The 19,693-nt window shown below is 68.6% G+C and carries 21 protein-coding genes and 1 tRNA gene; 21 read left to right on the top strand and 1 reads right to left on the bottom strand.

Annotated features, from left to right (window positions below; all coding sequences use genetic code 11):
* Positions 1–8: 8 nt before the first annotated feature.
* From H7J89_RS01065 to H7J89_RS01020, 10 genes are all read left to right on the top strand, one after another.
* The gene (locus H7J89_RS01065; protein WP_264035720.1) at positions 9–191 is read left to right on the top strand and encodes a hypothetical protein; all 183 of its coding nucleotides are present in this window, start codon (positions 9–11) and stop codon (positions 189–191) included.
* Positions 192–199: 8 nt separating this feature from the next.
* Positions 200–1,003: a TlyA family RNA methyltransferase gene (locus H7J89_RS01060; RefSeq protein WP_264035719.1), complete on the top strand. Its 804-nt coding sequence runs from the start codon at positions 200–202 to the stop codon at positions 1,001–1,003.
* Positions 1,000–1,932, top strand: a complete 933-nt coding sequence (locus tag H7J89_RS01055) for an NAD kinase (RefSeq protein WP_264035718.1) — start codon at positions 1,000–1,002, stop codon at positions 1,930–1,932. The genes H7J89_RS01060 and H7J89_RS01055 overlap by 4 nt, the downstream gene beginning before the upstream one ends.
* On the top strand, positions 1,933–3,699 hold the full coding sequence (recN, locus tag H7J89_RS01050) for a DNA repair protein RecN (RefSeq protein WP_264035717.1): 1,767 nt from the start codon (positions 1,933–1,935) through the stop codon (positions 3,697–3,699).
* Positions 3,700–3,812: 113 nt separating this feature from the next.
* Positions 3,813–4,994, top strand: a complete 1,182-nt coding sequence (steA, locus tag H7J89_RS01045) for a putative cytokinetic ring protein SteA (RefSeq protein WP_264035716.1) — start codon at positions 3,813–3,815, stop codon at positions 4,992–4,994.
* A 9-nt stretch (positions 4,995–5,003) separates the two neighbouring features.
* Complete coding sequence (locus tag H7J89_RS01040) at positions 5,004–5,948, top strand: copper transporter (RefSeq protein ID WP_264035715.1); 945 nt, start codon at positions 5,004–5,006, stop codon at positions 5,946–5,948.
* A gap of 120 nt (positions 5,949–6,068) precedes the next feature.
* Complete coding sequence (gene pyrG / locus H7J89_RS01035; RefSeq protein WP_264035714.1) at positions 6,069–7,820, top strand: CTP synthase; 1,752 nt, start codon at positions 6,069–6,071, stop codon at positions 7,818–7,820.
* Positions 7,813–8,436: an NUDIX domain-containing protein gene (locus H7J89_RS01030; RefSeq protein ID WP_264035713.1), complete on the top strand. Its 624-nt coding sequence runs from the start codon at positions 7,813–7,815 to the stop codon at positions 8,434–8,436. The genes pyrG and H7J89_RS01030 overlap by 8 nt, the downstream gene beginning before the upstream one ends.
* On the top strand, positions 8,433–9,374 hold the full coding sequence (gene xerD / locus H7J89_RS01025; RefSeq protein ID WP_264035712.1) for a site-specific tyrosine recombinase XerD: 942 nt from the start codon (positions 8,433–8,435) through the stop codon (positions 9,372–9,374). The genes H7J89_RS01030 and xerD overlap by 4 nt, the downstream gene beginning before the upstream one ends.
* A gap of 168 nt (positions 9,375–9,542) precedes the next feature.
* Positions 9,543–9,755 (top strand): hypothetical protein, encoded by a 213-nt coding sequence (locus H7J89_RS01020; RefSeq protein ID WP_264035711.1) that lies wholly within the window; start codon positions 9,543–9,545, stop codon positions 9,753–9,755.
* 12 nt (positions 9,756–9,767) lie between these two features.
* On the opposite strand, the gene H7J89_RS01015 is transcribed toward H7J89_RS01020, so the two are convergent.
* Positions 9,768–10,520: an O-methyltransferase gene (locus tag H7J89_RS01015; RefSeq protein WP_264035710.1), complete on the bottom strand. Its 753-nt coding sequence runs from the start codon at positions 10,518–10,520 to the stop codon at positions 9,768–9,770.
* A gap of 172 nt (positions 10,521–10,692) precedes the next feature.
* Between H7J89_RS01015 and H7J89_RS01010 the strand changes: the two genes are divergently transcribed.
* The 11 genes from H7J89_RS01010 (at position 10,693) to H7J89_RS00960 (ending at position 19,590) form a co-directional block, all read left to right on the top strand.
* On the top strand, positions 10,693–11,556 hold the full coding sequence (locus H7J89_RS01010) for a ParA family protein (RefSeq protein ID WP_067206001.1): 864 nt from the start codon (positions 10,693–10,695) through the stop codon (positions 11,554–11,556).
* Entirely contained in the window at positions 11,553–12,368 is an 816-nt protein-coding gene (locus H7J89_RS01005; protein WP_264035709.1) for a segregation/condensation protein A, read from the top strand. The genes H7J89_RS01010 and H7J89_RS01005 overlap by 4 nt, the downstream gene beginning before the upstream one ends.
* Positions 12,369–13,064, top strand: a complete 696-nt coding sequence (scpB, locus tag H7J89_RS01000) for an SMC-Scp complex subunit ScpB (protein ID WP_264035707.1) — start codon at positions 12,369–12,371, stop codon at positions 13,062–13,064.
* Positions 13,064–13,807: a pseudouridine synthase gene (locus H7J89_RS00995; protein WP_264035706.1), complete on the top strand. Its 744-nt coding sequence runs from the start codon at positions 13,064–13,066 to the stop codon at positions 13,805–13,807. The genes scpB and H7J89_RS00995 overlap by 1 nt, the downstream gene beginning before the upstream one ends.
* On the top strand, positions 13,804–14,487 hold the full coding sequence (cmk, locus tag H7J89_RS00990) for a (d)CMP kinase (RefSeq protein ID WP_264035705.1): 684 nt from the start codon (positions 13,804–13,806) through the stop codon (positions 14,485–14,487). The genes H7J89_RS00995 and cmk overlap by 4 nt, the downstream gene beginning before the upstream one ends.
* Positions 14,484–15,884: a ribosome biogenesis GTPase Der gene (gene der / locus H7J89_RS00985; protein WP_264035704.1), complete on the top strand. Its 1,401-nt coding sequence runs from the start codon at positions 14,484–14,486 to the stop codon at positions 15,882–15,884. The genes cmk and der overlap by 4 nt, the downstream gene beginning before the upstream one ends.
* Positions 15,885–16,086: 202 nt before the next feature.
* Entirely contained in the window at positions 16,087–16,872 is a 786-nt protein-coding gene (locus H7J89_RS00980; protein ID WP_372513682.1) for an SDR family NAD(P)-dependent oxidoreductase, read from the top strand.
* 11 nt (positions 16,873–16,883) lie between these two features.
* The gene (locus H7J89_RS00975) at positions 16,884–17,714 is read left to right on the top strand and encodes a cyclase family protein (RefSeq protein ID WP_264035702.1); all 831 of its coding nucleotides are present in this window, start codon (positions 16,884–16,886) and stop codon (positions 17,712–17,714) included.
* Positions 17,711–18,454, top strand: a complete 744-nt coding sequence (locus H7J89_RS00970; RefSeq protein WP_264035701.1) for an IclR family transcriptional regulator — start codon at positions 17,711–17,713, stop codon at positions 18,452–18,454. The genes H7J89_RS00975 and H7J89_RS00970 overlap by 4 nt, the downstream gene beginning before the upstream one ends.
* A 60-nt stretch (positions 18,455–18,514) precedes the next feature.
* Positions 18,515–18,588 (top strand) — tRNA-Pro (locus H7J89_RS00965).
* 771 nt (positions 18,589–19,359) lie between these two features.
* The gene (locus tag H7J89_RS00960; protein WP_264035700.1) at positions 19,360–19,590 is read left to right on the top strand and encodes a DUF6400 family protein; all 231 of its coding nucleotides are present in this window, start codon (positions 19,360–19,362) and stop codon (positions 19,588–19,590) included.
* Positions 19,591–19,693 lie beyond the last annotated feature (103 nt).

Below are 19,693 nucleotides of genomic sequence, written 5' to 3'. Positions count from 1 at the left end.
AGAGCGCAATGACTACCGATCCCGAACAGATTCGCGCCGAAATCGACGCCCTGCTGGCCCGGCTGCCCGAGCCCGGGGCCCCGGAAAACCCCGAGGACCCGTCGCTCACGGAGCTCGAAGAAATAGCCCGCCGCCTTTCCGAGGCGCACGACGTGCTGCTTGCCGCGCTGGAGTCGGCGGAGAAGGGCTGAGTGCGCGCATGTCTCGCCGCGCCCGCGTCGACGCCGAGCTGGTTCGGCGCGGACTCGCGCGATCGCGCCAGCAGGCCGCCGAGTTGATCGGCGCCGGACGGGTCAGCATCGACGGCCTGCCGGCCCGCAAGCCGGGCACCGCCGTCGCCGTCACCGCGGCCCTGACCGTCGCCGACGACGGCGAACGGGGCTGGGTCTCCCGCGGTGCGCACAAGCTGATCGGCGCCCTGGACACCTTCGGAATTCCGGTGGCGGGCCGCCGCTGCCTGGACGCGGGGGCGTCGACGGGTGGGTTCACCGAGGTCCTATTGGATCGGGGGGCCGCCGAGGTGGTCGCGGTGGATGTCGGATACGGGCAGCTGGCGTGGTCGCTGCGCTGCGACCCGCGGGTCGTCGTCGTCGAGCGAACCAACGCCCGTGACCTGTCCCTGGAGGCGATCGGCGGCCGGGTGGACCTGATTGTGGCCGACCTGTCGTTCATTTCGCTGGCCACAGTGTTGCCCGCGCTGGCTGGATGTGCTTCCCCCACTGCGGATATCGTTCCCATGGTGAAGCCGCAGTTTGAGGTGGGCCGGGCCCAGGTGGGCGCCGGCGGGGTGGTGCACGACCCCGCCCTGCGTGCCGATGCCGTGCTGGCGGTGGCACGGCGCGCCGCCCAACTGGGCTGGCACCCTGTGGGGGTCACCGCAAGCCCGCTGCCCGGCCCGTCGGGCAATGTCGAATACTTTCTGTGGCTGCGCGGCCAGACGGGATTGGCGGATGACGAGTTGATGGCAGCGGTGCAGCGCGCCGTGAGTGAGGGGCCGCAGTGAATCCGACGCCCGAGCATCGCACCGTGCTGCTGGTGGTCCACACCGGCCGCGCAGAAGCCACCGACACGGCGGCCCGTGTGCAGAAAGTGCTGGGGGACAACGATATCGGGCTTCGCGTCCTGTCCGCCGAGGCGGTCGACCGCGGTTCGCTGCAGGTGGCGCCCGACGACATCCGGGCGATGGGTGTCGAAATTCAGGTGGTCGACGCGGACCCGCAGGCCGCCGAAGGCTGCGAACTGGTGCTGGTGCTCGGTGGGGACGGCACGTTCCTGCGCGCGGCCGAACTGGCCCGCAACGCCGGGATCCCCGTGCTGGGCGTCAACCTGGGCCGAATCGGTTTTCTGGCCGAGGCCGAGGCGGAGGCCATCGACAAGGTGCTGGATCACGTTGTCGCCAAGGACTACCGGGTCGAGAACCGCTTGACGCTGGACGTGCTCGTGCGCGCGGGCGGACGCGAAATCGAGCACGGATGGGCGCTCAACGAAGTCAGCCTGGAGAAGGGCCCGCGACTGGGCGTACTGGGGGTGGTCGTCGAGATCGACGGCCGGCCGGTGTCGGCGTTCGGGTGCGACGGGGTGCTGGTGTCGACGCCGACCGGGTCAACCGCCTACGCGTTCTCCGCGGGCGGCCCGGTGTTGTGGCCGGACCTCGAGGCAATCCTGGTGGTGCCCAACAATGCTCACGCACTGTTCGGCCGGCCGATGGTCACCAGCCCCGACGCCATGATCGCGATCGAGATCGAGGCGGATGGGCACGACGCCCTGGTGTTCTGCGACGGCCGCCGCGAAATGCTGATCCCGGCCGGCAGCCGGATCGAGGTAAGGCGTTGCGACACACCGGTGAAATGGGCGCGACTGGACAGCGCGCCGTTCACCGACCGGTTGGTGCGCAAGTTCCGCTTGCCGGTCACCGGGTGGCGTGGAAAGTAGATGCTGACTGAGATCCGCATCGAGTCGCTGGGCGCCATCAGCGCGGCGGTCGGGGAGTTCGACCGTGGCCTGACGGTGCTGACCGGTGAGACCGGCACCGGCAAGACGATGGTGGTGACCGGGCTGCATCTGCTCGGCGGCGCCCGCGCCGACGCGACCCGAGTGCGGTCGGGAGCCGACCGCGCGGTCGTCGAAGGCCGTTTTATCACAACGGATCTCGAGGACGCCGCGGTCGCGCAGCTGGACGAGATGTTGGACGCGTCGGGAGCGGAGCGCGACGAGGACGGCAGCGTTATCGCGCTGCGCTCGGTCAGCCGCGAAGGGCCTTCGCGGGCCTATCTCGGCGGTCGCAGCGTGCCCGCCAAGTCGCTGGGCGACTTCACCGCCGAGCTTCTCACCCTGCACGGGCAGAACGACCAGCTGCGGCTGATGCGGCCCGAGGAGCAACGCGGCGCGCTGGACCGGTTCGCGAAAGCCGGCCCGGCGCTCGAGCGCTACCGCAAACTGCGCGACGAGTGGCTCACCGCGCGGCACGACCTGGTCGACCGCCGAAACCGCATGCGCGAACTCGCCCTCGAGTCAGACCGACTGAGCTTCGCGCTCAACGAGATTGACACCGTCGACCCGCAGCCGGGCGAGGACGATGCGCTGGTCGCCGACATCGTGCGGCTCTCCGAATTGGACACGCTGCGCGAGGCCGCGATCACCGCGCACGCGGCGCTCTCCGGGGCGCCCGACGACGCGGAGGCCTCCGGCCACAGCGCCGCCGACAGCCTGGGGCGGGCGCGCGCCGCCCTGGAATCGACCGATGACGCGAAGCTGCGGGCGCTGGCCGGACAGGTCGGTGAGGCGCTCACCGTGGTCGCCGACGCGGCCGGCGAACTCAGCGGCTTCCTGGACGAATTGCCGGTCGACGCCAGCGCGCTGGAAGCCAAGCTGGCCCGGCAGGCCGAACTGCGCACGCTGACCCGCAAGTACGCCGCGGACGTCGACGGGGTGCTCCGCTGGGCCGAGGAGTCGCGGCAGCGACTGGCCCAGCTCGACGTCACCGAGGAAGGTCTTACGGCGCTGGCCGCGCGTGTCGACGAGCTCGCGCGTGAGTTAGCCCAAGCCGCAGCCGATCTCAGCGGCATCCGGCGCAAAGCCGCCAAGCGGCTCGCCAAGGAGATCACCGCCGAGCTGTCCGGGCTGGCAATGGCCGACGCGCAATTCACCATCGACGTCAGCATTGATGTGGCCGCCGACAAGGAGGACCCGGCCGCGCTCGTGCTGCCGTCGGGCGAGCTGGCCCGGGCCGGTGCCGACGGCGTCGATGAAGTCGAGTTCGGCTTCGCGGCGCACCGCGGGATGGACCAGCTGCCGCTGGCCAAGAGTGCCTCCGGCGGCGAGCTGTCCCGGGTGATGCTGGCGCTGGAAGTCGTGCTGGCCGCCTCGCGAAGAATTTCAGAGGGCACCACCATGGTGTTCGACGAGGTCGACGCCGGCGTCGGCGGCCGGGCCGCGGTGCAGATCGGGCGGCGGTTGGCGCGGCTCGCCCGCACCCATCAGGTCATCGTGGTCACCCACCTGCCACAGGTCGCGGCGTACGCGGACGTGCACCTGGTGGTGCACAGCGCCGGGCCCAAGGGGACCAGCGTGGTGCGCCGGGTCTCCGGTGACGAGCGGGTCGCCGAGCTGGCGCGGATGATGGCCGGGCTGGGCGAGTCCGACAGCGGCCGTGCGCACGCCCGCGAACTCCTCGATGCGGCACAGAAAGATGAGATCTAACCGTCGGGAACACTTAATACAGATGTGACTAATGGGACTCTAGATAACTTCTGAGGCTGATGTTACGGCGCGCCTCCACGCGTCCCCCTTGCATCACCGACAGAATCGCCCCCATGAAGATGTCAGGCCTGCTAACCCGTAACACCACCCGGCCGGGCCTTGTCGGCACCGCCCGGGTGGACCGGAATATCGACCGATTGCTGCGCAGGGTGTGCCCCGGCGACATCGTGGTGCTCGACGTCCTGGATCTGGACCGCATCACGGCGGACGCCCTGGTGGAGGCCGATATCGCCGCGGTCGTCAACGCCTCGCCGTCGGTCTCGGGCCGCTATCCCAACATGGGCCCGGAGGTGCTGGTCAACAACGGGGTCACCCTGATCGACGAGACCGGGCCGGACATCTTCAAGAAGGTGAAGGACGGCGCCAAGATCCGGCTGCACGAAGGCGGGGTGTACTCCGGGGACCGCAGGCTCGTCCGCGGCACCGAGCGCACCGACCATGACATCGCCGACCTGATGCGGGAGGCCAAGAGCGGCCTGTCCGCCCACCTGGAGGCGTTCGCGGGCAACACAATCGAGTTCATCAAGAGCGAAAGCCCGCTGTTGATCGACGGCATCGGCATCCCCGACATCGACGTCGACCTGCGCCGCCGGCACGTGGTGATCGTCGCCGACGAACCCGGCGCCGAGGAGGACCTGAAGTCCCTCAAGCCGTTCATCAAGGAGTACCAGCCGGTGCTCTTCGGCGTTGGCAGCGGCGCGGACGTCTTGCGCAAGGCGGGCTATCGCCCCCAGGTCATCGTCGGCGACCCCGACCAGATCAGTGCCGACGCCCTCAAGTGCGGCGCCCAGGTCGTCCTGCCCGCCGACGCCGACGGCCACGCGCCGGGCCTGGAGCGCATCCAGGACCTCGGCGTCGGGGCGATGACCTTCCCGGCCGCGGGTTCGGCGGTCGACCTGGCCCTGCTGCTGGCCGATCACCACGGCGCCGCGCTGCTCGTGACCGCCGGCCACACCGCCAACATCGAGACGTTCTTCGACCGGACCCGTGCGCACACCAACCCCTCGACCTTCCTTACCAGGCTTCGGGTGGGCGAGAAGGTGGTGGACGCCAAGGCCGTGGCCACCCTGTACCGCAACCACATCTCGGCGGGCGCCATCGCGCTGCTGGCGCTGACGATGCTGATCGCGGTCATCGTCGCCCTCTGGGTGTCCCGCACCGACGGCGTGGTGCTGCACTGGGTCACCGACTACTGGAACCACTTCTCCCTCTGGGTTCAGCACTTGGTGAGCTAGGGGGAGAAGATGATCTCGCTCCGTCAACACGCTTTATCGCTGGCCGCCGTGTTTCTGGCGTTGGCCGTGGGAGTCGTGCTCGGTTCCGGCTTCCTGTCCGACACCCTGCTGTCCAGCCTGCGTGACGAGAAGCGGGACCTGCACACCCAAATCAACGGGCTCAACGACCAGAAGAACGTGCTGAACGAAAAGCTCAGCGCGGCAAACAATTTCGACACCCAACTGGTCGGCCGGATCGTGCACGACGCGCTCGGCGGCAAGTCGGTCGTGGTGTTCCGCACCCCGGACGCCAAAGACGACGACGTGGCCGCGGTGTCGAAGTTCATCGGCCAGGCCGGCGGCGCGGTGACCGGAACCGTGTCGCTGACGAGCGAGTTCGTCGAGGCCAATTCCGCGGAGAAGCTGCAGACCGTGGTGAACTCGTCGATCCTGCCCGCCGGTCAGCAGCTGAGCACCAAGCTCGTCGACCAGGGCTCGCAGGCCGGCGACCTGATGGGCATCGCGCTGTTGATCAACGCCAACCCGGCGGTCCCGCCGGTTGACGAGCCCCAGCGCGACACCGTGCTGGCGGCGCTGCGCGACACGGGTTTCATCACCTATCAGCCCAGCGATCACCTGGGCGCGGCGAATGCCGCGCTGATCGTCACCGGCGGCGCGCTTCCCCAGGACGCCGGCAATCAGGGCGCCAGCGTCGCCCGGTTCGCCGCCGCGCTGGCCCCGCACGGCTCGGGCACGCTGCTGGCCGGGCGGGACGGCTCGGCGACCGGTGGCGCGGCGGTCGCCGTGACGCGCGCCGACGCCGGGATGAACTCCGCGGTCAGCACCGTCGACGACGTCGACGCCGCGCCCGGCCGCATCACCGCGGTGCTGGGCCTGCACGACCTGATGAACGGCGGCCACGCCGGTCAGTACGGGACGGGTCACGGCGCGACATCGATCACGGTGCCTCAGTAGGGGCGTGTTCGCCGCGACACTTCGGTCGTGGATGTTAGGGTGGGTTTCCGTGGGTCGGCAGGCCCAACTAGTTATTCGCTAGAAACTTCGACGCCCTGCCCGTCTTCACGGAGGCCGCCTGTGCGAAAGCACCCGCAAACCGCCACCAAGCACCTCTTCGTCAGCGGGGGCGTCGCGTCCTCTCTGGGTAAAGGTCTCACCGCTAGCAGCCTCGGTCAGCTACTGACGGCCCGCGGGTTGTACGTGACGATGCAAAAGCTCGATCCGTACCTCAACGTCGACCCGGGCACCATGAACCCGTTCCAGCACGGCGAGGTGTTCGTCACCGAGGACGGCGCCGAGACCGACCTCGATGTCGGCCACTACGAGCGGTTTCTGGATCGCGACCTGTCCGGCTCGGCGAATGTCACGACGGGCCAAGTGTATTCGACGGTCATCGCCAAGGAGCGCCGCGGCGAATACCTCGGTGACACCGTGCAGGTGATCCCGCACATCACCGACGAGATCAAGAGCCGGATCATGGCGATGGCCCAGCCGGACGCCCAGGGCAACCGCCCGGACGTGGTCATCACCGAAATCGGCGGCACCGTCGGCGATATCGAATCACAGCCGTTCCTGGAGGCGGCGCGCCAGGTCCGCCACGACCTGGGCCGGGAGAACGTTTTCTTCCTGCACGTCTCGCTGGTGCCGTACCTGGCTCCGTCGGGCGAACTCAAGACCAAGCCCACCCAGCACTCGGTGGCTGCCCTGCGCAGCATCGGTATCACCCCGGACGCGCTGATCCTGCGCTGCGACCGGGACGTCCCCGAAGCGCTGAAGAACAAGATCGCGCTGATGTGTGACGTCGACATCGACGGCGTCATCTCCACCCCGGACGCACCGTCGATCTATGACATCCCGAAGCGGCTGCACCGCGAGGAGCTCGACGCGTATGTGGTGCGCCGGCTCAACCTGCCGTTCCGCGACGTCGACTGGACCGAGTGGGACGACCTGCTGCGCAGGGTGCACGAGCCGCACGAGACCGTACGAATTGCCTTGGTGGGCAAGTACGTTGAACTCTCCGACGCCTACCTGTCGGTCACCGAGGCGCTGCGTGCCGGTGGGTTCAAGCACCACGCCAAGGTGGAGATGCAATGGGTGGCCTCCGACAACTGCGAGACCGCGGCGGGCGCGGCGGCGGCGCTGGGCGACGTGCATGGCGTGCTGATCCCGGGCGGCTTCGGCATCCGCGGGATCGAGGGCAAGATCGGCGCCATCCGCTACGCACGGTCGCGTGGGCTGCCGGTGCTGGGCCTGTGCCTCGGCCTGCAATGCATCGTGATCGAGGCCGCACGCACGGCGGGGCTCGACCAGGCCAACTCTGCCGAATTCGACCCCGAGACACCGGATCCGGTCATCTCCACTATGGCCGACCAGGTCGACGCCGTGGCGGGCCAGGCCGACCTGGGTGGCACCATGCGGCTGGGCGCCTATCCCGCCGTCCTGCAGCCGGATTCGATTGTCGCCCGGGCGTACGGCACCACGCAGGTGTCGGAGCGGCACCGGCACCGCTACGAGGTCAACAACTCCTACCGCGACAAGATCGCCGAGAGCGGCCTACGGTTCTCCGGAACCTCGCCCGACGGGCATCTGGTGGAGTTCGTCGAATACCCACCGGAGGTGCATCCGTTCATCGTCGGGACCCAGGCGCACCCGGAGCTCAAGAGCCGGCCCACCCGGCCGCACCCGTTGTTCGTCGCATTCGTCGGGGCGGCCCTCGACTACCAGTCAGGCGAGCTGCTGCCAGTGGAGATCCCCGAGCACGGCTCCAACGGCAACCAGCAGCGGGACGGCGTCAGCCAGTCGTTACCTGAGCCCGCTGCCCGTGGCTGAACACGATTTCGAGACGGCGTCATCCGAAACGCTGTACACGGGAAAGATTTTCGCGCTACGCAGTGACCAAGTCCGAATGCCGGGCGGTACCACCGCGATTCGTGAAGTCGTCGAGCACTACGGGGCCGTCGCCATCGTGGCGTTGAACTCCGACGACAACATCGCGATGGTCTACCAATACCGCCACGCGTTCGGCCGGCGATTGTGGGAGCTTCCGGCCGGGTTGCTGGATGTGGTGGGGGAGCCGCCGCAGCAGACGGCGGCCCGAGAACTCCAGGAAGAGGTCGGCCTGCAGGCCGGCACGTGGCAGGTGCTGGTCGACCTGAATTCCGCACCGGGCTTCAGTGACGAATCGGTGCGCGTGTATCTGGCTACCGAGCTGACCGAAGTGGCGCGCCCCGAGGCGCATCACGAGGAAGCCGACATGACGATGCGCTGGGTTCCCGTCGCCGAGGCTGTCCGCCAGGTGTTCAGCGGTGAGATCGTGAATTCCATTGCGATTGCCGGGATTTTGGCCGCCCACGTGGTAACCGAGGGCGTCGCCGAACCGCGGCCGGTGGACAGCCCGTGGACCGACAAGCCCACGGCGTTCGTCGCCCGGAAGGCCAAACAATGACAACGGTGGCCCTTGACACCCAAGTGCAGGGCTACCTCGACCACCTCACGATCGAACGGGGCGTCGCGGCGAACACCCTCAGCTCCTATCGCCGCGACCTGCGCCGCTACGCCAAGCACCTGTCGGACCGCGGAATTCACGACATCGCCAAGGTAGGCGAGGACGACGTGAGCGAATTCCTGGTGGCGTTGCGTCGCGGCGACCCCGACTCGGGAAGCCCGGCGCTCTCCGCGGTGTCGGCGGCGCGTGCCCTGATCGCGGTGCGCGGCCTGCACCGGTTCGCCGCGGCCGAAGGCCTCGCCGAGCTGGACGTGGCACGCGCGGTCCGCCCGCCCACCCCGGGCCGTCGGCTCCCCAAGAGCCTGACCATCGACCAGGTGCTGGCGCTGCTGGACGGTGCGGGAGGCGACAGCGCTTCCGACGGCCCGCTCACGCTGCGCAACCGGACGCTGCTGGAACTCCTGTATTCGACCGGGGCGCGCATCTCGGAGGCCGTCGGGCTCGACGTCGACGACATCGACACCCGGGCCAGGTCGGTGCTGCTGCGCGGCAAGGGCGGCAAGCAGCGGCTGGTGCCGATCGGGCGGCCCGCGGTGCACGCGCTGGACGCCTATCTGGTGCGCGGCCGGCCGGACCTGGCCCGTCGTGGCCGCGGCATACCGGCCATCTTCCTCAATGTGCGCGGTGGGCGGCTGTCGCGGCAAAGCGCGTGGCAGGTGCTGCAGGACGCCGCCGAGCGCGCCGGGATCACATCGGGCGTGTCGCCGCACATGCTCCGGCACTCGTTCGCGACCCACCTGCTCGAGGGCGGCGCCGACGTGCGGGTGGTGCAGGAGTTGCTGGGGCACGCCTCGGTGACGACGACGCAGATCTACACGATGGTCACGGTGCACGCGCTGCGCGAGGTGTGGGCGGAAGCGCATCCGCGCGCGCAGTAATTTGGGACCGGTAGCAATTCGGGGCGGCAGGGTCGTCGCCATGCCACACAATCAAGCCATGAAGAAGAAGATCGCCGGGGCGCTGCTATCGGGCGGCCTCGCGATCGCCGGATTGGGCTTCGCCGCGGCGACCGCTCACGCGGACAACGGTTTCGGTCCGCACCACTGGTGCCCGGGACAGCGACACGATCCACCGACGGGCCGGGCGACGTGGTTTGGGACTGGAACGTCTGCCACACCTTCTATTTCACCAACTACGCGATGGGCAACGTCCCGCTCGCCTACAACGGCAAGACGTCCGACGTCTGGGACGGCGACAACCCGCCACCGGAGGCCATCACCCCCCGGCAGTGCCCGCCGATCGCGTTCATGTGCCCGTGAGGCCGAGCTGACCTAGCCCAGGTATTCCGACTCCAGCACCAGGTCGGACACCATCGACTGGTATTCCAGGTGCGCCTTGTGCTCGACGGTGTTCCATTGCTTGCCCTGCTGCTGGCGCATGTACTCGCGGTACTTCGGGGCGCCCGGCACCCGGACGTTGTCGGCGACCACGATCGCGCCCGGGCGTAGCCAGCCGCGCGCCATGATGCTGTGCAGGTCGTTCAGGTAGGCGTCCTTGTCGTGGTCGAGAAACGCGAAGTCGAGGGCGCCGGACGCGAACCCGTGCTCGTCGGCCAGCGCGTCCAGGGTGCGCCCGCCGTCACCGATGGTCCCGACGACACACGTCACCCGGTCGGCGACGCCGGCGTGGGCCCAGATCCGTCGGGCGTTGGCGGCGTTGGCCTCGGCGAGTTCGACCGAGTACACCGTGGCGTTCGGGGCGGCGCGGGCGATGCGCAGCGCGCCGTATCCGACGTAGGTGCCCAACTCCAGCGCCACTGCCGGGTCGGCGCGGCGCACCGCGGCGTCGAGGAGTTGCCCCTTCTCGTCGCCGACGTTGATCAGCATCGACTTCTCGTAGGCGAACTTGTCGATGGTGGCCAGCACGTCGTCGATGTCGCCGGACTTGGCGTTGCGCAGGACGTAGTCCACCGCGGCGGCTTCGCGTCCGTCGCCGATCTGGCCCGTCGTGGTGATGTTGCGCGCGCCCGTCGCCATCCGCCAGACCGACCATCGCAGCAGGGGGATTCGTCGCTTGAGGTCCATGAGGCACCACGATAGGCGGCATCGAGGGCTACTGCTGGTGCTGGTGTGACGCAAGTGACTCGTTGCAGGTAGGCGGCCATATTCGCTGGTGAAACGCTCTGCGGGTCGCCCGGTTTCGGCGCTCGAACCCGTTAGACTTTCGGTCGATGTTCACCTCCCGAACACCCCCGCCATGACTGAGCAGCCGGACAGCGGCGTCGAGCTCGGTCTGACCGGGCGGCCGCCGCGGGCGATCCCGGAACCGCAGCCGCGCACCTCGCACGGCCCGGCGAAGGTCGTCGCGATGTGCAACCAGAAGGGCGGCGTCGGGAAGACCACGTCGACGATCAATCTGGGCGCCGCGCTCGCCGAATACGGCCGGCGGGTACTGCTGGTGGACATGGACCCGCAGGGTGCGCTGTCCGCCGGGCTCGGCGTCCCGCACTACGAGCTGGAGAAGACCATCCACAACGTGCTGGTCGAGCCGCGCGTGTCGATCGACGACGTGCTGATGCAAACCCGGATCAAGTATTTGGACCTGGTGCCCAGCAACATCGACCTGTCCGCCGCCGAGATCCAGTTGGTCAACGAGGTGGGCCGCGAGCAGACGCTGGGCCGGGCATTGCATCCGGTACTGGACCGCTACGACTACGTCCTGATCGATTGCCAGCCGTCGCTGGGGTTGCTCACCGTGAACGGTCTGGCCTGCTCGGACGGCGTGGTGATTCCCACCGAATGCGAGTTCTTCTCACTGCGCGGCCTGGCGCTGCTGACGGACACCGTCGACAAGGTGCGCGACCGGCTCAACCCCAAGCTGGAGATCAGCGGGATCCTGCTGACCCGGTATGACCCGCGCACCGTCAACTCGCGTGAGGTGATGGCGCGGGTGGTGGAGCGGTTCGGTGACCTGGTGTTCGACACCGTCATCACCCGGACCGTCCGATTCCCGGAGACCAGCGTGGCCGGCGAGCCCATCACCACCTGGGCCCCGCGCTCGACGGGTGCCGTCGCCTACCGCGCCCTGGCCCGCGAGTTCATCGACCGATTCGGCGCGTGACGGCCAGCGCGAACGGTGAGGCGCCACCCAAGAACGGTTTTCAAGTCCGCCTGACCAACTTCGAGGGGCCGTTCGATCTGCTGCTGCAGCTGATCTTCGCCCACCGCCTCGACGTCACCGAGGTGGCCCTGCACCAGGTCACCGACGACTTCATCGCCTACACCCGCGAGATCGGCTCCCAGCTCGACCTGGAGGAGACGACCGCGTTCCTGGTGGTGGCCGCGACCCTGCTCGACCTCAAGGCCGCGCGGCTGCTGCCGGCCGGCCAGATGGACGACGAAGAGGACCTCGCGCTGCTGGAGGTGCGCGACCTGCTGTTCGCCCGGCTGCTGCAGTACCGGGCGTTCAAGCACGTCGCGGAGATGTTCGCCGAGCTGGAGGCGACGGCCCTGCGCAGCTACCCGCGCGCCGTGGCGCTGGAGGACCGGTTCACCGAGCTGCTGCCCGAGGTGATGCTGGGCGTCGACGCCGAACGGTTCGCCCAGATCGCCGCGATCGCGTTCAGCCCGCGTCCCGTGCCCACGGTGGCCGTCGGGCACCTGCACGAGGTGGCGGTATCGGTGCCCGAGCAGGCCAAGAAGTTGCTGGCGATCCTGGAGTCTCGCGGCCGCGGTCAGTGGGCGACGTTTTCCGAGCTGGTCGCCGACTGCGAGGCGCCGATGGAGGTTGTCGGGCGCTTCCTGGCGCTGCTCGAGTTGTATCGGAGCCGGGCGGTAGCATTCGACCAGTCGGAGCCCCTTGGCGTGCTCCAGATTTCTTGGACCGGGGAACGTCCGGCCAGCGAAGCCTTGGTAGAAGTGCGGGACGAATAGATGACTGAGTACGAGCCCGACGTCGATCTCGACGCGGGTATCCCGGAGATCGCCGAGGCGGCCCCCATGGACGCCGAGGAACTCGGCTCCGTGCTGGAGGCGCTGCTGCTGGTGGTCGACACCCCGGTCACCGCCGAGGCACTGGGCTCGGCCACGCAGCAACCCGTCTACCGGGTCGCCGCCCGGCTGCAACAGATGGCCGACGAACTCACCGAACGCGGCAGCGGCATCGATCTGCGCCAAACCAGCGAGGGCTGGCGGATGTACACCCGCTCCCAGTTCGCGCCGTACGTGGAGAAGCTGCTGCTGGACGGCGCGCGGTCCAAGCTGACCCGGGCCGCGCTGGAAACCCTGGCCGTGGTGGCCTACCGCCAACCGGTGACCCGGGCGCGCGTCAGCGCGGTCCGCGGCGTCAACGTCGATGCCGTCATGCGCACGCTGTTGGCGCGCGGCCTGATCACCGAGGCCGGGGTCGACGACGACACCGGCGCGGTCACGTTCGCGACCACCGACCTGTTCCTGGAGCGGTTGGGGTTGACGTCGCTCGCCGACCTTCCCGACATCGCCCCGCTGCTGCCNGACGTCGACACGATCGAGGATCTGAGCGAATCCCTGGACAGCGAGCCGCGTTTCATCAAGCTGTCGGGCGGTCAGGCGCCCGAGCAGGCGCTGACGTTCGACGTGGACCAGGATTGATGGTCGAGACTGAGGGGATCCGCCTGCAAAAGGTGTTGTCCCAAGCCGGAATTGCGTCGCGCCGTGCGGCCGAGAAGTTGATCATCGACGGCCGCGTCGAGGTCGACGGGCAGGTGGTGACCGAGCTGGGCACCCGGGTCGACCCCGACGCCTCGGTGATCCGCGTCGACGGCGCCAGGGTCGTCCTCGACGAATCGCTGGTGTACCTGGCGCTGAACAAGCCGCGGGGCATGCACTCGACCATGTCGGACGATCGCGGCCGGCCATGCATCGGCGACCTGGTGGAACGCAAGGTGCGCGGCAACAAGAACCTCTTTCACGTCGGGCGGTTGGACGCCGACACCGAGGGGCTGATCCTGTTGACCAACGACGGCGAGCTGGCGCACCGGTTGATGCATCCCTCGCATGAGGTGCCCAAGACGTACCTGGCCACGGTTTCCGGGTCGGTGCCGCGCGGGCTGGGCAAAAGACTCAAGGCGGGAATCGAATTGGACGACGGCCCCGTGCGCGTCGACGAATTCGCCGTGGTGGACGCCATTCCGGGCAAGACGCTGGTGCGGGTGGTGTTACACGAGGGGCGCAATCGCATCGTGCGCCGGCTGCTGGCCGCGGTCGGCTTTCCGGTGGAGGCGCTGGTGCGCACCGACATCGGGCCGGTGTCGCTGGGCAAGCAGCGACCGGGCAGCTTCCGTGCGCTGAACCAGGGCGAGGTCGGACAGCTGTATAAGGCGGTCGGGTTGTGAATCCTGTGGTGGTGGCCATCGACGGACCCGCCGGGACCGGAAAGTCCTCGGTGTCAAGGGGACTGGCGCGTGCGCTGGGCGCCCGCTACCTGGACACCGGGGCGATGTACCGGATGGTGACCCTGGCGGTACTGCGCGCCGGCATCGACCCAGCGGACGCCGAAGCCGTCGGGCGCATCGCGGCGACGGCGCAGCTGTCGGTGGACTACCACCCCGAGGGTGGCCGATACTTCCTTGCGGGAGAGGATGTTTCGATCGAGATCCGCGGCGACGAGGTGACCCGCGCGGTGTCGGGGGTGTCGTCGGTCCCGGCCGTGCGGGCGCGCCTCGTCGGTTTGCAGCGCGAAATGGCCGGGGGTCCGGGCAGCGTCGTCGTCGAGGGACGCGACATCGGAACCGTCGTCCTGCCCGACGCCCCCGTGAAGATCTTCCTGACCGCGTCGGCCGAAACCCGCGCGCGGCGCCGCAACGATCAGAACGTCGCCGCCGGGCTGACCGGCGACTACGACGCGGTGCTGGCCGACGTCCGGCGGCGCGATCATCTGGACTCCACCCGGGCGGTGTCGCCGCTGCGCGCCGCGCCCGACGCGGTGGTGGTCGACACCAGCGAGATGACCGAGGCGCAGGTCATCGACCACCTGCTGGAGCTGGTCGAGCAGCGAAGCGGGGCGGTGCGGTGACTTCCGACGGCACCTGGACAGACGAAAGCGATTGGGAATCGGTCGAATCCGAGCTCGAAGAGCTGGCCGAAGCCGGGCCCGCGCCCGTCGTGGCGGTGGTCGGAAGGCCCAACGTCGGCAAGTCGACGTTGGTCAACCGGATCCTGGGCCGGCGCGAGGCGGTGGTGCAGGACATTCCCGGAGTGACCCGCGACCGCGTGTCCTATGACGCGCTCTGGACCGGTCGCCGCTTCGTCGTGCAGGACACCGGCGGGTGGGAGCCCGACGCCAAGGGCCTGCAACAGTTGGTGGCCGAACAGGCATCGGTGGCCATGAGCACCGCCGATGCGGTGATCCTGGTGGTCGATGCCACGGTCGGCGCGACCGCCGCCGACGAGGCCGCCGCCCGCATCCTGTTGCGGTCGGGCAAGCCAGTCTTCCTGGCCGCCAACAAGGTTGACAGCGAGAAGGGCGAAGCCGACGCGGCCGCGTTGTGGTCGCTCGGCCTCGGCGAGCCGCACGCCGTCAGCGCGATCCACGGCCGCGGCGTCGCCGACCTGCTCGACCAGGTGCTGGCCGCGCTGCCGGAGGTGTCCGAGGCGACGCCCGCACCGGGCGGCCCCCGGCGCGTCGCCCTGGTCGGCAAGCCCAATGTGGGGAAGAGCTCGCTGCTGAACAAGCTGGCCGGGGACGAGCGCTCGGTGGTGCACGATGTCGCCGGGACGACCGTGGACCCGGTGGACTCGCTGATCGAATTGGGCGGCAAGGTATGGCGATTCGTCGACACCGCCGGCCTGCGACGCAAGGTCGGCCAGGCCAGCGGGCACGAGTTCTACGCCTCGGTGCGCACCCACTCGGCAATCGACTCGGCCGAGGTGGTGGTGGTGCTGATCGACGCCTCGCAGCCGCTCACCGAACAGGACCAGCGGGTGCTGTCCATGGTCATCGAGGCCGGCCGGGCGCTGGTGCTGGCCTTCAACAAGTGGGACCTGGTGGACGAGGACCGGCGCGAATTGCTGGAGCGCGAGATCGACCGCGAGCTGGTGCAGCTGCGGTGGGCGCAGCGGGTGAACATCTCCGCCAGGACGGGCCGCGCGGTGCAGAAGCTGGTGCCCGCGATGGAGACGGCGTTGGCGTCGTGGGATATGCGCATTCCGACGGGTCCGTTGAATGCCTGGCTCAAAGAGGTGGTGGCGGCGACGCCGCCGCCCGTGCGCGGAGGCAAGCAGCCGCGCATCCTGTTCGCCACCCAGGCCACCGCCCGCCCACCGACGTTCGTGCTGTTCGCCACGGGGTTCTTGGAGGCCGGCTACCGGCGCTTCCTGGAGCGGCGGCTGCGCGAGGCCTTCGGATTTGAGGGCAGCCCGATCCGGATCAACGTGCGGGTGCGCGAAAAGCGGGGCACCAAGCGGCGCTGAGCGCTTGGCCCGTTGGGCCTCTTCCTGCCAATAGGCGACCCTCGAATTTGATATCGCCCGCGATATCACTCGCCCGTAGTCCCACAATTCGGTATCTGAAAGCTACATCACAGGACTATCGCGTTGACTTACGCGCCTCGTCCTCCTTACCGTTCTTGCATGACGGGCATTATGGCCCGTATCGCGGGATTTGGAGGCCATCGTGAACATCGCACAGGAAGCGCCCACCGCCGCGCGCTTCAGCGTCGAAGGCAAGTCGATCCTGATCACCGGTGCGACCGGCGCGTTGGGCAGCGTCGCGGCCCGGGCGCTGGCCGACGCCGGAGCCCGGCTGACCTTGACCGGCGGCAACGCCGCAAGACTGGACGACCTCGCCATCGACGATGCCGCAGTGGTTGCCCGCCGCCCCGACACCCCGGCCGACGCCCGGGCCATGGTGGAGGCGGCGCTCGCCCGGCACGGGCGGCTCGACGGCGTCCTGGTGGCGTCGGGCATGAATCACGTCGCGCCCATCACCGAGATGGCCGTCGAGGACTTCGACAAGGTGATGGACGCTAACGCGCGGGGCGCCTGGCTGGTATGCCAGGCGGCCGGGCGGGTGATGCTCGAACAGGGAACCGGCGGCAGCGTCGTGCTGGTGTCATCGGTGCGGGGCTCACTCGGTCACCCCGCCGGCTATAGCGCCTACTGCCCGTCGAAGGGCGCCACCGACCTGTTGGCCAAAAGCCTGGCGGCCGAGTGGGGCGCCGCGTGCATCCGGGTGAACGCGCTTGCCCCAACGGTTTTCCGTTCGGAGCTCACGGAGTGGATGTACGCCGACGACGAGAAGGGCCGCGCCACCCGTGAAGCGATGTTCGCCCGAATCCCGTTGCGCCGCTTCGCCGAGCCCGAAGACTTCGTCGGCGCGCTGATCTACTTGCTCAGCGACGCGTCGAGCTTCTACACCGGCCAGGTGATGTACCTGGACGGCGGATATACAGCCTGCTGAAAGGAACCGACATGGACATGAACTGGCCGCTCGGCGAAGCCGAATCGAAGCTGGAGTTCTACGACCTGTCGCACCCGTGGGGCCACGGGGTGCCGGCCTGGCCGTACTTCGAGGACGTCAAGATCGAGCGCCTGCACAACATGGCACGGAGCCGGGTACTCACCCAAAAGATCACCACCGTAATGCATTCCGGCACCCACATCGATGCCCCCGCACACGTCGTGGAGGGCACGCCGTTCCTGCACGAGATCCCGCTGAGCGCCTTCTTCGGCACCGGCGTCGTCGTGTCGATCCCCAAGGACAAGTGGGGAGTGGTCACCGCGGAGGATCTGGAGAATGCCACGCCGGAGATCCGCCCCGGCGACATCGTCATCGTCAATACCGGCTGGCACCACAAATACGCCGACAGCGCCGAGTACTACGCCTATTCACCGGGCTTCTACAAGGAGGCCGGCGAGTGGTTCGCCGCCAAGGGCGTCAAGGCCGTTGGCACCGACACCCAGGCGCTGGACCACCCGTTGGCCACCTCGATCGGCCCGCACGGCCCTGCCGCACACACGGGAGGTCTATTGCCCTGGGCGGTAAAGGAATACGAAGAGCAAACCGGTCGCCGCGTGCTCGACGATTTTCCGGAGTGGGAACCGTGCCACCGGGCGATCCTGTCCAACGGCAGCTACGGCTTTGAGAACGTCGGCGGCGATCTGGACAGGGTCACCGGCAAGCGGGTCACCTTCGCAGCGTTTCCGTGGCGCTGGGTTGGCGGCGACGGCTGCATCGTGCGGCTGGTGGCGATTGTGGACCCCACCGGGAGCTACCGCATCGAGACGGGGCGGGCGGCGTGAGTTCCGACGGCGCCGGCGTTCAGGTCATCGCCCGCGCGGCGGAAATGCTGCGCCTGCTGCAGGCGCACCCGGGTGGACTCACCCAGGCCGAGATCGGCGACCGGCTCGGCATGGCGCGCTCCACGGTCAGCCGGATCCTCAACGCGCTGGAGGACGAAGGTCTGGTGGCCGCGCGCGGGGGCCGTGGCGGCTACCGGCTGGGGCCCGAGATCGCCCGCATGGCCACCACCGTGCGCCTCGGTGTCGTGATGGATGTGCACCCGTTCATGGAGGAGTTGTCGCGGGAGCTGGGGGAGACGGTCGACCTGTCCATATTGGACGGGGACCGCGCGACGTTCGTCGACCAGGTCGTCTCGCCGCACCGGTTGCGCGCCATCAGCGCGGTGGGCGAGTCATTTCCGTTGCACTGCTGCGCCAACGGCAAGGCCCTGCTGGCCGGCCTGCCGCCCGAGCAACTGCCGAACCGACTGGCGCCGCTCACCCCGAACACCATCACCAGCCCGGCGGCGCTGCGCAAGGAGCTCGAGCGGATTCGCACCGAGGGCGTCGCCTATGACCGGGAGGAGCAGACCGAGGGTGTCTGCGCGGTCGGCGCGGCGCTCAAGGGTGTGACGGGCCATGCGGTGGCGGTCAGCGTGCCCGTACCGGCCCAGCGGTTCTACGGCCGAGAGCCCGAACTCGCCGGGGCGCTGCTGAACTGGGTCGACGAGGTCGCCGCCCGGTTGGCGAAGGTCGATTAGGGGAGTGGCCGGTCGTCTACGGTAGGCTTTCGACCTGCTGCCGCCGATGCCGGCGGCATCCGGGCTGTGGCGCAGTTTGGTAGCGCACTTGACTGGGGGTCAAGTGGTCGCAGGTTCAAATCCTGTCAGCCCGACGCAGGTCGGAAGATATTTTCGGTTCCGAGCCCCAAGAGTCGCTGTGCTCGCACCACCCGACGCAATTAAGCGCAGCCGCCTGACTGATCGGGCTTACGACGGCGGGGGTGGCACTACCGGTTCGCACGCGTTGGGTCCCGGGTTCCACCAGTTGCCGGGGCCGCAGTCCGGCGGTGGTGCCGGTGTTACGGGTTGGCAGGCGTTGGCTCCTGGGTTCCACCAGTTGCCGGGGCCACAGTCGGGCGGTGGCGGCGCGACGGGTTGGCAGGCGTTGGCTCCTGGGTTCCACCAGTTGCCGGGGCCACAGTCCGGCGGTGGTGCCGGTGTTACGGGTTGGCAGGCGTTGGCTCCCGGGTTCCACCAATTGCCGGGACCACAATCCGGGGGCTGAGCCGAGCTGATCCCCGGAGACACCGCTGCCATGTAGGTCATGGGCGCTAACGCCACCGCGACGGCGCCCGCCACGCTGCGAACACGAATTCTCATCGAAGGCCCTCCCATCAACGAATGTGAGACCTCAAGAATTGACCCTGACCCGGAGTTTTAAACTGCCCGGCTCGCTTCGGCGCCGCCCTCACCGTTAGGGGGCAAATCTCAGCAAACGACCATCCGGGATGGCTCCGGTATCGCTACCGCCGCGTGTAGCCGCCGCTCATTCGGGGCCCAATGTGACGAATTCTAAGTGGGAAGAGTGACGTGCGTCATAGCCTGACCAGCATTTATTAGTGCATCCTAACCATTCGTTCGGATATCTAACGGCTGGGAGTGCGATGACCAACCTTGACTTTGCCTATGACCTGACCCTCGACGAGGCGCGGCGGCGCAGCGCGGTGCTCGAAGCGATCGGTGAGGACTGGGATCCTGTCGCCGTGCTCGCCGAGGAAGAGCAGGCCTACGACATGCTGTACTCGAATCTGGACGCGGAGCAGCAGCGGGTCTACGACCAGTTGGTCCGCGCCGGCGTCCTGCCCTTACGGACGGCCGATCGTGTTACCGATTGATCCGACCGCCGACCGTAGCCGCCGCGCGTGGCTGCCTTGCCCGCGCTGCCATCACCGCGCCGACTGTGGTGATTGCCGGGACCGGCGAAACTGCGATACGCAC

Source organism: Mycobacterium paraffinicum, assembly GCF_025822865.1.
GTDB lineage: Bacteria > Actinomycetota > Actinomycetes > Mycobacteriales > Mycobacteriaceae > Mycobacterium > Mycobacterium paraffinicum.
The sequence above is the reverse complement of the archived record's forward strand: the minus strand, read 5'-3'. Positions and strand labels throughout refer to the sequence as shown.